The organism is Streptomyces cellostaticus (assembly GCF_001513965.1).
Taxonomy (GTDB): domain Bacteria; phylum Actinomycetota; class Actinomycetes; order Streptomycetales; family Streptomycetaceae; genus Streptomyces; species Streptomyces cellostaticus.
In genome coordinates, this window is the sequence record NZ_KQ948017.1 from 505,416 (window position 1) to 518,455 (window position 13,040).

Sequence of the window (13,040 nt, forward strand, 5' to 3'; positions counted from 1 at the left end):
ACGGCTCCGGACGACCCCTCTCCCCGCGTGGGGAGGGGGCGTCCGGAGCCTTCCCGTCCGATCCGACGCTAGGCGCAGCCGATGACGCCCCTTCCCGACGCTCCCGACCGTCTCCCGCGTGCCGTGCTCCGGCACGCCGGCGCCCGCTGTGCCGCCCTGTGCGCCGTGAGCACGGCCGCCACGGCCGCCGGACTGCTGCTGCCCGCCGCACTCGGCCGCACCCTCGACCTCCTGCTCGCCCACGCACCGGCCGCCCGCTGGGTGGCCTGCTGTGCGGGCCTGGTGCTGCTGCTCGCCGTGCTGGACGGGTGCGCGGGCGTGCTCACCGGCACGGTCGACGCCCGCTCCACCGCCTGGCTGCGCGGCCGGATCACCGGGCATGTGCTGGCCGTGGGCCCGCGCGCGGATGCCCGGTTCGGCGCCGGGGACCTCGTGGCGCGGCTGGTCGGCAGCGCTGCTCAGGCCGGGACGGCACCGGGAACGCTGGCCGCGCTGCTCGCGGCGCTCGCCGGGCCGGTCGGGGGTGTGCTGGCGCTCGGCCTCATCGACCCGTGGCTGGCGGTCGTGTTCCTCGCCGGTGCGCCGGTCCTCGCGCTGCTGCTGCGTGCCTTCGCCCGGGACACGTCGGCGTGCGCGGCCGACTACCAGCGCGTGCAGGGGCGGATCGCCGGCGCGCTCGCGGAGGCGGTCGGCGGCTACCGCACCATCCGGGCCGCGGGCGTGGCGGACCGGGAGACGGCCCGGATCCTCGCGCCGCTGCCCGAGCTGTCCCGCGCCGGGCACCGCATGTGGCGGGTGCAGGGGCGGGCCGCCGCCCAGGCGGTCACCGTGGCACCGCTGCTGAACCTGGGCGTGGTCGCGGTGGCCGGGCTGCTGCTCGTCCGGCACCGCCTCACGGTGGGCGAGGTGCTGGCCGCCTCCCGGTACGCGGTCCTCGCGACGGGAGTCGGCGTGCTCGTAGGACAGCTGGCCGCGCTCTCCCGGGCCCGCGCGGCGACCGGACGGCTCACCGAGGTACTGTCCGAACCGGCGCCCGGGTTCGGCACCCGGCATCTGCCGCCCGGCCCCGGACGACTGGAGTTGCGGGGCGTGACGGCCCGCCGGGGCGGGCACACCGTCCTGGACGGCGTCGACCTGGCCGTGCCCGGCGGCACGACTCTCGCCGTGGTCGGTCGCTCCGGCACCGGCAAGTCCCTGCTCGCCGAACTCGCCGGCCGGCTCACCGACCCGGACGGGGGCGAGGTCCTCCTCGACGGGGTTCCGCTGCGCGCCCTGGCCCACACAGACCTGCGCCGTGCGGTCTCCTACGCCTTCGAACGCCCCGCCCTGCTGGGCGCGACCATCGAGGACACCATCGCGTTCGGGCTCACCGCGCCCGCGGCCGACCGGATCCGGTCGGCCGCGATGGCGGCCCGCGCCGACGCCTTCGTCCGCCGCCTGCCGCACGGCTACGCCACCCGTTGCTCCGCGGCGCCCCACTCGGGCGGCGAGTCCCAGCGCCTCGGCCTCGCCCGCGCCTTCGCCCACGGCGGCCGCCTGCTGATCCTGGACGACGCCCTCTCCAGCCTCGACACGGTCACCGAGCACCAGATCACCGAGTCCCTGCTGGCCCCGGGTGCGGGCCCCACCCGGCTGCTGATCGCCCACCGCACGGCCACGGCGGCCCGCGCCGACACGGTCGCCTGGCTGGACGGGGGCCGGGTACGAGGGGTGGGTACGCATGCCGAACTGTGGCAGGACGCCGCGTACCGGGCGGTGTTCGCCGAGGGGGTCCCGGCGTGAGGGCGTGGATACCGGCCCTGCGGGCACGGTGGCGGGTGCTGGTCCGGCTCGGCGTCTGGTCCGTCCTGGAGGCCGGGCAGACCTTCCTGGCCGGGTACGCGCTGGCGCGGGCGCTGGACGCCGGGTTCCTGGCCGGGAACACACGGGTCGGTCTGCTGTGGCTCGGGGCGGCCGGGCTCGCGGTGGGCGCCGGGGCGTACGGGACCGGGCGGGTGTACGGCGTGGTCGCCGCGCTGGTCGAACCGGTCCGGGACCGGTTGGTGACGACCGTGGTCGGGCGCGGGGTGCGGGAGGCGGACGCCGGGGCGCTGTCCGGGCTCACCCAGCAGGTGGAGATCGCCCGGGACACCCTCGCGGGCCTGGTGCTGGTCTCCCGCTCGTTCGTGTTCACCGCAGCCGGCGCGCTGATCGGCCTGTTCTCGCTGGCCCCGCTGCTGCTGGCGGTCGTCGTGCCTCCGCTGCTGGCCGGGGTGTGCCTGTTCGCGGCGACCCTGCGGCCGCTGGCCCGCCGTCAGGAGGCCTTCCTCGCCGCCGACGAAGCGCTCGCCGAGGACCTGGGCGCGGTGTGCCGGGGCCTTCGGGATGTCACCGCCGCCGGCGCCGAAGCGCAGGTGGCGGCCGGCACCGGGGAGCGGATCGACGCGGAGCAGCGGGCCGCCCGGGCCCTGGCCCGCTGGAGCGTGGCCCGCGTGGCCGCCCTGGCGGTGGGCGGCGAGCTGCCCGTGGTCCTGCTGCTCGCCACCGCGCCCTGGCTGCTGGGCCACGGTGTGTCCGCGGGCGCGCTGGTCGGCGCCCTCGCCTACGTCACCCAGTCCCTGCTCCCCGCCCTCCAGAACCTCGTCCACGGCCTCGGCACCGGCGGCTCCCGCCTCACCGTCGTCCTGCGCCGCCTGACCCCGTCGGCAGACTCCGCAGCACCGCGCCCCGAGGACCGCCCCGAACCGCCCCGAACCACGAGCCCTCCACGCCTGCAGGGCGGACCGGAGCGACACGCCTCGCCCGGCCCGCCCGGACCGAGGACGTCTCACGACTCGCCGGGACCGTACGAGCCACCGACGCCCCACAACTCGCACGGACCGAACGAGCCACCGACGCCTGACGACATGCCCGAGTCACACGAAGCGCCGGCACCACCGCACCTGACCGGACCACCCGAGCCATCGACGCCACACACCGTGCGCGGGCGCTACAAGGCCCCGGCGCCGCACGCCCCGGCCGGGTCCGGCGAGGGGCCGAAGCCGCACGACCTGCCCGAGCCGCTCGGCCCCCGGCCCCAGCCCGATCCACGCGCCCCACGACACGAGCCCGTGCAGCGTGTCCCGCAGGACGCGCCCGGGTCGTCCACCGCAGCAGCGGCCGCCCCACCCCCGCCACCCGGCGCCTACGCCCTCACCCTCGCCTGCGTCACCTTCGCCTACGGCCCCGCCAGTGAACCCGTCCTCGACAGGCTCGACCTCGCCGTCCCCGTCGGCGGCCACCTCGCCGTCGTAGGGCCGAGCGGGATCGGGAAGTCGACGCTCACGGGGCTGGTCGCCGGGCTGCTGGAGCCCCGGGAAGGGGTGATCCGGGTGTGCGGGCACGCCGTGCCCGGGCCAGAGGCGGCCGCGTCGCGCGTGCTGATCCCGCAGGAGGCGTACGTCCACGGCGGCACCCTCGCCGAGAATCTGGGCCTCTTCCGCCGGGACCCGGTACCGGAGAGGGAACTGCTGGCCGCCGCCGAGGCGGTCGGGCTGACCCCGCTGCTGGAGGCGCTCGGCGGTCCCGCGGGCAGGGTCGACCCGGCCGCCCTGTCGGCGGGCGAGCGGCAGCTGATCGCGCTGGCCCGGGCCTATCTCTCACCCGCGCCGCTCGCCCTGCTCGACGAGGCGACCTGCCATCTCGACCCGCAGGCCGAGGCACGTGCCGAGCGGGCGTTCGCGGCGCGCCCGGGCGGCACCCTGGTGGTCGTCGCGCACCGCATCAGTTCCGCGCGCCGCGCCGGCCGCATCCTGGTGATGGACGGCGCGCGCACCGCCTGCGGCACCCACGACGAACTCCTGCGGACCTCGGCCCTGTACCGGGACCTGGTCGGAGGCTGGACGGCGCAGCCGGCCGTACCGGTGCGGTGATCACACCCACCCCTCTCCGCGCGATATCCGGATCGCGTCTATGCGGTTGCGCGCGCCGGTCTTACGGGTGATCGCCGCCATGTAGTTGCGCACGGTGCCGTGCGAGAGGTGCAGGCTCCCGGCTATCTCCGCGACGGACGCCCCGCCGGCCGCCAGGGACAGCACGCTCAGCTCGCGTCTCGTGAGTGGCATCTGCGCCGCCTTGAGGAAGCCGAAGCCCAGCGATGCATCGACGAAACGTTCCCTCCCGGCGACGCTGCGGATCGCCCGCACCAGCCCGTCCGGCGAGCCCGCCTTGTCGACGAAGCCGAGGGCACCCGCCTCGGCCGCCCGTTTCAGCAGCCCGGGCCGGTTCGCACTCGCCAGAACCACGAGTGCCGGAGGCCGGCCGGCCATACTCGGCGGGCACAGGTCGCCGAGTGGCGGCACACCATGGCCGTCGCCGCACTCCAGGTCCGCCGCGCACACGTCCGGGCATAAGGAACGCACCTTCGCGAGCGCGCCACGCCACGGTGTGTCCTCCACCTGTAGCCCGGGAGCCCGCCGCAGCCATTCGGCCAGAACCGATCGCACCAGACACGCATCGTGCACCAGAAGTACCCGGATCACTGCCCCCGCCCCTCCAGTTCGCCGTACTTCGCCCTGCATCGCCGTACTCTCGCCTTCACGTGTTCGGCGCGTGCCCCATTCTTGGGCAACGTCACCGTCCGCGGGCGCGGAGATCCGGCCATCAGGGTGCGCGGGGGCGCACGCGGGGCACCCGTACGCCACCCCGCGCTTCGGCCGAGGTGGCATGGGATCAGCGGGACGGGGTATCCGGGGCAGCCGGGCTCCCCCGCAGGTCAGGGCTGCCCCGGGTGCGCGCGGGCGGCGCTCGCCGTGCGCGGGGCGCCCCCACGGGGGAGCCTTGACCCCGGGATGCGACGCGCGGCCGTACGAGGAGGTGGTCGGCGTGTCCGACGGGCCAGGGCCTGCGCAGGCACCGGCGGCCACCAGGGCGCCGGTCGGCCGGCCGGTGCTGTCGCTCGCGCTGGCCTCGATGCTCGAGGACGTGGGCGCGCACTCCGGCGCGGTGTACCTGCTCAGGCCCGACGAGCCGGTCCTGGAGATGGCGGTGATGGCCGGCATGCCCCGGGCGTTCGCGGCGCCGTGGGAGCGGGTCGGGCTGAGCGCGCCGATCCCGGTCGCGGACGCGGTGCGGGGGCGGCGGGTGGTGTGGGTGGGGAGCGAGGAGGAGATGGCGCGCCGCTATCCGCGGATCGCGGTGGTGCTGCCGTACCCGTTCGCGCTGGCCGCGCTGCCGGTGGCGACGGCGGACCGGGTCTACGGCGCCGTGTTCGTGACCTGGCCCGGCGCGCATCCGCCCGAGCTGTCCGACTCGGAGCGCGAGCAACTGACCTCGGCCTGCAAGCGGCTGGCCCTGCGGCTGGCGCGGGCCGCCGAGGAGAACCGGCCGCTGGGCCCCGAGGCCGACCTGCTGGCGGCGCCGGGCTCGGGCGTGGCGGGCACGCTGGGCTCGGTGGAGGCAGCGCGGCTGGTGGCCCGGCTGCCCTACGGGCTGGTGTCGCTGGATCTGCATGGCCGGATCGCCTTCGTCAACGCGGCGGCCGCCGAACTGCTCGGCCGACCCGCCGGGGAGCTGCTGGGCACCCTGCCGTGGGTGTCGGTGCCGTGGCTGAACGATCCGATGTACGAGGACCGGTACCGGGCCGCGCTGATCAGCCAGCAGGTGACGTCGTTCCTGGCGCTGCGCCCGCCGGGCGAGTGGCTCTCCTTCCGGATGTATCCGAGCACGACCGGGCTGAGCGTGCGGATCAGCCGGGCCCGGGCGGTGGCGGAGATGACACGGGGGACGCCTCAGTCGGGCCCCGGACCCTCACGGCTGGTGACCATCTCTCAGGTGCTGAGCCTGGCCGGCGCGCTGACCGAGGCGGTGTGGGTGCAGGACGTGGTGCAGCTGGTCGCGGACGAGGTCGCACCGGCGGTCGGCAGCCAGGCGCTGGTGATCCTCGGCTCCCAGGGCGGCCGGCTGCATGTGCTGGGGCACCGCGGATACCCCGACCCGCGGGTCGCGGAGCGGTTCGACGGGCTGCCGCTGAGCGAGCGCACCCCGGGCGCCCATGTCCTGAACAGCGGGGTACCGGCGTTCTTCGACTCGCAGGAGCAGCTGGAGCGGCTGTACCCGGACCGGCAGGAGCCCCCGGACGGGTTCGCGGCCTGGGCGTATCTGCCGCTGATCGCGTCCGGGCGGCCGGTGGGTACCTGTGTGCTGGCGTACGCCGAGCGGCATGTCTTCCCCGCCGACGAACGGGCGGTGCTGACCAGCCTCGGCGGCCTGATCGCGCAGGCGCTGGAACGCGCCTTGCTCTACGACGCCGAGCACCGGCTGGCGCAGGGGCTCCAGGAGTGGCTGCTGCCGCACTCGCTGACGCCGCCGCCCGGCATCGAGGCGGCCGCCCGCTATCTGCCGGCCACCCAGGGCATGGAGATCGGCGGCGACTTCTACGACCTGGTGCCGACCCGGCCGCTGGCGGCGGCGGTGATCGGGGACGTCCAGGGTCACAACGTGACGGCGGCGGCGCTGATGGGGCAGATCCGGACGGGGGTACGGGCGTACACCACGGTGGGACAACCGCCCGAGGAGGTGATGGGCAGCACCAACCGGCTGCTCATCGACCTCGGCGCCGACCTGTTCGCCAGCTGCCTGTATCTGCGGCTGGACCCGGCGCGGGGACGGGCCGTGATGGCGCGCGCCGGGCATCCCCCGCCGCTGCTCAGACGCCCGGACGGACGGGTGCGCGTGCTGGACCTGGCCGGCGGCCCGCTGCTGGGGATCGACGCGGCGGCGGTCTACCCGACGACCGAGGTGTCCCTGCCCCCCGGCTCGGTCCTCGCCCTCTACACGGACGGTCTGGTGGAGTCGCCCGGCGTGGACATCGAGGACGCCCTGGCCGGCCTCGGCACGCTGCTCGCCGAGGCCGGCGACCAGCCCCTGGAGGACCTGGCCGACGAGCTGGTGCGGCACAGCGTGGCGGCGCGGGAGCGGGTGGACGACACGGCGGTGCTGCTGCTGCGGGCGCGCGACGGCGACTGAGCCGCGCGGCCCGACGCACACGGTCCGGCCCTCCCGCCGGAGGGCCGGACCGTCCCTGCCGGCCGGAACCGCTGTGGGCCGGTCAGGGAGTCCCGGGGCCCTCGGGGACCACCCCGAGGGCCCCGCTGAGGATGGGTCAGTTGCTCCCGGTGAGGGACGACGACCCGTCGCCCGCACCCGCGCCCGACTGGTCGCCGGTGCCCGTGCCGGCACCGGTGCCACTCTGGTCGCCCGTGCCGCTCTGGTCGCCGGTTCCGCTCTGGTCGCCCGCCGTGGCGGACGGGTCGGCGGTGCCGCCGATCTGGTTGCCGCCCGCCTGGTCACCGGCACCGGACTGGTCACCGGCACCGGCACCGGCACCGGACTGGTCGCCGGCCGAGGCCGAGGGGTCGGCGGTGCCGGCCTGGTCGCCCGCACCCGCCTGGCCACCCGCGCCGTTGCCACCGTTGCCACCCGCGCCGTTGCCACCGTCGCCGAGGGTGGCGCCGGTGGCCTGCAGGGCGGCGGTGACCGGCTGGAAGAAGGTCTCGCCGCCGCTCTTGCAGTCGCCGCTGCCGCCGGAGGTGAGGCCGACCGCGCCGCCGTCCTGGGTGAACAGGGAGCCGCCGCTGTCGCCGGCCTCGGCGCAGACATTGGTCTGGATGAGGCCGTTGACGGTGTCGACGCCGTTCGGGTCGGTCTCGCTCTGGAAGTTGACGGTGGCGTCGAGGCCGGTCACCTGGCCGTTGTGCAGTCCGGTGGTGGAGCCCATCCGGAAGACCGTCTCACCGACGGTGGCGTCCTGGGCCTGGGTGATCTGGACGGTCTGGCCGTTGCCGGTGTTGACCTCGCTGGGCGCCTGGGTGGTGGCGTCGTTGTACTTCACGAGGGAGAAGTCGTTGCCCGGGAACTTGGCCTGGTCGACGGTGGCGATGGGCTGGCCGTTCTGGGAGTCGGACCAGTCCTTGGCGGCGACCCCGCAGTGACCGGCCGTCAGGAAGGCGGGACTGCCGTCGGAGGCCTTGACGTTGAAGCCGAGGGAGCAGCGCACGTTGCCGCCCTGCACCTGGGAGAAGATGGCGTCGCCGCCCGAGACGAAGGTCTTGAAGGTGCCGGAGGACTTCTTCAGGGTCGCCATGCCCGAGCCGAGGCTCCGCACGGTCGACTGGAGCCGGTTCCACTGGGCACCGGTGACGCTGGAGTCGGCGGTGACCACGACCTTGTCGGTGCGCGGGTCGACGGCCCAGGCGGTGCCCGGCATGGTCGCCTTGGTCTTCAGCGTCCGTGCGGCGGCCTTGAGTTCGGAGATGCTGTTCTCGACCTGGCGGACGACCGCACCGGCCTTCTGCGCCTGGGCGACCACGTTGTTGTCGCCGCCGGCCACGTTGACGACCAGCTGCTGCTTGGAGCCGTCGTAATAGGACCCGGCGAGGGCGTCACCGAGCAGCTTCTGCAGCTGCGCTGCGAGATTCGAGGCATCCGCGGACTTCAGGGTCTTCGCGGTGCCGGTGGCGCCCGAGGCGTCGTTCTTGTCCTGTGACGCGTTCGCGTTCGGCAGCAGGAGGGCCGCCGCTCCGAGCGCCGCGACACCGCCCACCGCTATCGCAGCCTTGCGCTTGGGCATTCGCTTGTGACTCAAACTTCTCGACCTCCTGGGGACGGGGGTCTGCCGCTGTCGGGCAGTTGATCGGGGGGCGCCTGGATGGCTGTAGGTACGGGCGGGTCACGCGGTGCGTTCAATTCCGGTTGCCAACTTCCGCGCCACGACGGTGAATCGGCCACGCTCCGCGTGTCGCGCCGCACGGCCGGGAAGAATCCCCCATATGACGATGACCACCGCCGAAGCCGACAAGATCCTCTCCGCCAACTTCGCCCCCTGGGTCCTCGACCTCGGGCTGTCCGTCGAGGCGCTGGGCGAGGACCGTGCGGTCCTGCGTCTGCCCTGGTCGGACCGGCTGGCCCGGGAGGGCGGCGCGCTGTCGGGGCAGGCGTTGATGGCGGCCGCCGACACGGCGACGGTGATCGCGGTCTCGGCCGCGCGGGGCGGCTTCGTGCCGATGACGACCGTGCAGCAGTCGACGTCCTTCCAGCGGGCGGTGACCGGTTCGGATGTCCTGATCGAAGCGGTGCTGACCAAGCTGGGCCGGCGGATGGCGTTCGCGGACATCACGCTGAGCGACGCCGGATCGGGTGCGCTCGCGGCGCGCGCGAGCACGGTCTATGCATTGATGGGCTGACACGCTCAGCTACTGATCGGTAGCGGTCCGTTCCGAACACGTAGCGGAATCCCTGCTTCAGGGAATCTACACATTGAATACTCAACCAAGTCACCGCCGCCCCCGGTTCTGCACATCCGCGCGCCCCCTGGCATGCCTTTGGCGCCGAGTGCCGGATTCGCCGCCCGGCGGGCAAGGGCCGGGGTGCGCCGATGCCGTGCGGCATGTGAAGGAGTCGCTGACAAGCGGTGCGCACGCCTGCACGCTTGGGGCTCCGCACGGACCAAGTGCGCTGGTGAGAGGCCTGATTGATTGGAAGCGCGCCCCGCGTGCGTGCTTTGATCCATCGCACCGCGGGGGTCCCCCGGGCCTCCGGAGACGGGGGCCCGACGCCCGCGGAGCGCGGCCGTCCGTCTGTCCCCAGAGGGGGCCGCTTCCCCCTTGTGAAATATCCATATGAAGGGAAGTTCCACCATGAACTCCACCCCCCAGGTTGAGACCGTCGAGATCTCGGACGCCGAGCTGGACAACGTCTCCGGCGGTCTCTCCGTGAACGCCCTGAACACCGTGACCGGCGCCGTGAACGGCGTTGCCCCGGTTTCCGGCCTGGTGGACACGGTCGTCGGCACCGTCGAGGGTGTCACCGGCCTGAACGTGGCCCCGGTTTCCGGCCTGGTCGCCGGTCTCTGATCGCACCTCGGTGACACCGAAGTCCCGGAGCCGTCCCTCGGCTCCGGGGCTCTCGGGTTCCCGAAGGCGCCTGAAGGTACCTGAAGTGCCTGAAGGCGCCCACATCATGTCGTAACGATGTCTCTCCTCGGGTGAGGGAAGTTCCGTGCAGTTCCGCCAACAGGCCCTCGCCAAGCTCCAGTCGCCGGAGGAGCTGGATCTTCCGGTGCGGCTGGCCCGCCCCCAGGGCTGGCTCGCGCTCGGCGTCACCGTCGTCGTCATGGCGGCGGCCTCCGTGTGGGCGGTGACCGGTTCGGTCACCTCCACGGTGAGCGCGCAGGCCATCCTCACCCACGGGCAGGGCAGTTATCTGCTGCAGAGCCCCGTGGCCGGCCAGGTCACGGCCGTACTCGCCAAGCAGGGCGAACGCCTGCCCGCGAACGCCCCCGTCCTCAAGGTGCGCACGGCTCAGGGCGATTCGGTGGTCCGCACGGTCGCCGCGGGCCGCGTCACCGCGCTCGCCGCCACCATCGGCCAGATCATCCAGACCGGCACCAACGTGGCCGCCGTCGAGAAGGCCGCCCACGCCTTCGACCCGCTGTACGCCACCGTGTACGTCCCCGCCGAGAGCGCCGCGGCCATCCCGGCGCACGCCTCCGTGGACCTCACCGTGTCGTCGGTACCGACGCAGCGGTACGGCGTGCTGCGCGGACATGTGAAGTCGGTGGACCGCACCGCCCAGTCCGCCCAGTCGATCGCCGCCTTTCTCGGGGACAGCCAGTTGGGCGAGCAGTTCACGAAGAAGGGCCGCCCGGTGGCGGTCCTGGTCGAGCTCGACAAGGCGTCCGGCACGAAGAGCGGCTACCAGTGGTCGTCCGCTGACGGGCCGCCGTACAAGCTCGACTCCATGACCCTCGCCGGCGGTTCGATCCGGCTGGCCGACCAGCGTCCCGTCGATTGGCTGCTGCCGTGAGCACCACCCAGGAAACCCGCGGCCGCAGACGGGCCGCCCCCGCCCGGCGTCCGGTCCCCAAGTCCCGTGGCGGCACGGTCCGTACACCGACCGTGCTCCAGATGGAGGCCGTCGAGTGCGGCGCCGCCTCCCTCGCGATGGTGCTCGGCCACTACGGCCGGCACGTCCCGCTGGAGGAGCTGCGCATCGCGTGCGGTGTCTCCCGCGACGGCTCGCGCGCCAGCAACCTGCTGAAGGCGGCCCGCAGCTACGGCCTGACCGCCAAGGGCATGCAGATGGACCTGGCGGCCCTGGCCGAGGTCGCGGCGCCGGCCATCCTGTTCTGGGAGTTCAACCACTACGTCGTATACGACGGCATGGGCCGCCGCTTCGGCCGGCGCGGGGTGTACATCAACGACCCCGCCAAGGGCCGCCGGTTCGTGCCCATGGAGGAGTTCGACGGCAGCTTCACCGGTGTCGTGCTCGTGCTGGAGCCGGGCGACGGCTTCAGCAAGGGCGGGCGCAAGCCCGGCGTGCTCGGCGCGATGCCGGCCCGGCTGCGCGGCACCGCGGGCACCCTGCCCGCCGCCGTACTGGCCAGCCTGCTGCTGGTGGCGGTGGGCGCGGCGGTGCCCGCGCTCAGCCGTACCTATATCGACATGTTCCTCATCGGCGGGCAGACCTCGCTGCTGGGCGTGCTGTTCGCGTCGATGGCCACCTGCGTCCTGCTCACCCTGGTGCTGACCTGGCTCCAGCAGGCCAACCTGCTGCACGGCCGGATCATCTCCTCCACCCTCTCCAGCGCCCGCTTCCTGCGCCATCTGCTGCGGCTGCCGGTCACGTTCTTCTCCCAGCGCAGCCCGGCCGACCTGGTGCAGCGGCTGCAGTCCAACGACCAGGTCGCCGAGACGCTGGCCCGCGACCTCGCGGCGGCGGGCGTGGACGCGATCGTGGTCGTGCTGTACGCCGTACTGCTCTACACCTACGACCCGCAACTGACGTTCGTCGGCATCGGCGTGGCCCTGCTGAACGTGGTGGCCATGCGGCTGGTCGTACGGCTGCGCGCGACCCGGACGGCGAAGCTGCGGGCGGACACCGCGCGGCTCACCAACACGTCGTACACCGGCCTTCAGCTGATCGAGACGATGAAGGCGACCGGTGGCGAGGACGGCTACTTCCGCAAGTGGGCCGGGCAGCACGCCGCCACGCTGGAGGAGCAGCAGCGGCTCGGCGTGCCGAGTGCCTGGCTCGGGGTGGTCGCGCCGACCCTGGCCACGCTCAACAGCGCGCTGATCCTGTGGATCGGCGGCCTGCGGGCGGTCGAGGGTCACCTCTCGGTGGGTCTGCTGGTCGCCTTCCAGGCGCTGGTCACCCGCTTCACCGCGCCCCTCACCCGGCTCAACGGCGTGGCGGGCCGCATCCAGGACTTCGCGGCCGACGTGGCCCGGCTGAAGGACGTGGAGAACTTCCAGGCCGACCCCCTCTACGCCCGCCCCGGCGGCAGCGACTCGACACGCCGGCTGCACGGGCACGTCGAGCTGGAGAACGTCACCTTCGGCTACAGCCCGCTGGACCAGCCGCTGCTGACCGCATTCGACCTGACCGTGGGTCCCGGGCAGCAGGTGGCGCTGGTGGGCGGCTCGGGCAGCGGCAAGTCGACGGTGTCCAGGCTGATCTCGGGTCTGTACGCGCCCTGGGACGGCGTGATCCGCATCGACGGCCGACGCCTGGAGGACATCCCGCGCGGCGCGCTCGCCTCCTCCGTCTCCTTCGTGGACCAGGACGTGTTCCTCTTCGAGGGCTCGGTCCGCGACAACGTGGCCCTGTGGGATCCCTCGGTCCCGGACGAGGCCGTGGTGGAGGCACTGAAGGACGCGGCCCTGTACGACGTGGTGATGCGCCGGCCCGGCGGTATCCACAGCAAGGTCGAGCAGGACGGCCGGAACTTCTCCGGCGGGCAGCGCCAGCGCCTGGAGATCGCCCGGGCGCTGGTGCGGCGGCCCAGCATCCTCGTCCTGGACGAGGTGACCAGCGCGCTGGACGCGGAGACCGAGCTGGTCGTGATGGACAACCTGCGCCGGCGCGGCTGCGCCTGCGTGGTGATCGCCCACCGGCTGAGCACCGTCCGGGACAGCGACGAGATCGTGGTGCTCCAGCACGGCGCGGTCGTGGAGCGCGGGCGGCACGAGGAGCTGGTGGCGCACGCAGGCGCGTACGCCGCGCTGGTCAGGGAGCGGTGA

General features: G+C 73.8%; 9 protein-coding genes. 7 read left to right on the forward strand and 2 right to left on the reverse strand.

The features are described 5' to 3' along the window. Nucleotides 1–81 precede the first annotated feature (81 nt). Both AQI88_RS09375 and AQI88_RS47570 read left to right on the forward strand, forming a co-directional pair. Complete coding sequence (locus tag AQI88_RS09375; RefSeq protein WP_066994865.1) at nucleotides 82–1,782, forward strand: ATP-binding cassette domain-containing protein; 1,701 nt, start codon at nucleotides 82–84, stop codon at nucleotides 1,780–1,782. Beyond that, nucleotides 1,779–3,890, forward strand: coding sequence for an ABC transporter ATP-binding protein (locus AQI88_RS47570; RefSeq protein WP_244184095.1), 2,112 nt, complete (start codon nucleotides 1,779–1,781; stop codon nucleotides 3,888–3,890). Before AQI88_RS09375 ends, AQI88_RS47570 begins: the two co-directional genes overlap by 4 nt. Here AQI88_RS47570 and AQI88_RS09390 read toward each other — a convergent pair whose 3' ends face one another. After that, the gene (locus AQI88_RS09390; protein ID WP_066994868.1) at nucleotides 3,891–4,499 is read right to left on the reverse strand and encodes a response regulator transcription factor; all 609 of its coding nucleotides are present in this window, start codon (nucleotides 4,497–4,499) and stop codon (nucleotides 3,891–3,893) included. A 334-nt stretch (nucleotides 4,500–4,833) separates the two neighbouring features. On the opposite strand from AQI88_RS09390, the gene AQI88_RS09395 reads away from it, so the two are divergent. Then, complete coding sequence (locus tag AQI88_RS09395) at nucleotides 4,834–6,984, forward strand: SpoIIE family protein phosphatase (RefSeq protein WP_208615746.1); 2,151 nt, start codon at nucleotides 4,834–4,836, stop codon at nucleotides 6,982–6,984. Nucleotides 6,985–7,120: 136 nt separating this feature from the next. Here the strand turns inward: AQI88_RS09395 and AQI88_RS09400 are convergent, their stop codons facing one another. Further along, nucleotides 7,121–8,587 (reverse strand): S1 family peptidase, encoded by a 1,467-nt coding sequence (locus AQI88_RS09400; protein WP_066994871.1) that lies wholly within the window; start codon nucleotides 8,585–8,587, stop codon nucleotides 7,121–7,123. Nucleotides 8,588–8,786: 199 nt separating this feature from the next. Between AQI88_RS09400 and AQI88_RS09405 the strand changes: the two genes are divergently transcribed. The 4 genes from AQI88_RS09405 to AQI88_RS09420 all read left to right on the forward strand — a co-directional run bounded on the left by AQI88_RS09405 (nucleotide 8,787) and on the right by AQI88_RS09420 (nucleotide 13,040). Next, the gene (locus AQI88_RS09405; protein ID WP_066994874.1) at nucleotides 8,787–9,200 is read left to right on the forward strand and encodes a PaaI family thioesterase; all 414 of its coding nucleotides are present in this window, start codon (nucleotides 8,787–8,789) and stop codon (nucleotides 9,198–9,200) included. 453 nt (nucleotides 9,201–9,653) lie between these two features. After that, nucleotides 9,654–9,869 (forward strand): hypothetical protein, encoded by a 216-nt coding sequence (locus AQI88_RS09410; RefSeq protein WP_066994879.1) that lies wholly within the window; start codon nucleotides 9,654–9,656, stop codon nucleotides 9,867–9,869. 145 nt (nucleotides 9,870–10,014) lie between these two features. Further along, nucleotides 10,015–10,821 (forward strand): HlyD family efflux transporter periplasmic adaptor subunit, encoded by an 807-nt coding sequence (locus AQI88_RS09415; protein ID WP_066994882.1) that lies wholly within the window; start codon nucleotides 10,015–10,017, stop codon nucleotides 10,819–10,821. Then, a complete protein-coding gene (locus AQI88_RS09420) occupies nucleotides 10,818–13,040 on the forward strand; it encodes an NHLP family bacteriocin export ABC transporter peptidase/permease/ATPase subunit (RefSeq protein ID WP_066994884.1) in 2,223 nt (740 codons plus the stop codon). The genes AQI88_RS09415 and AQI88_RS09420 overlap by 4 nt, the downstream gene beginning before the upstream one ends.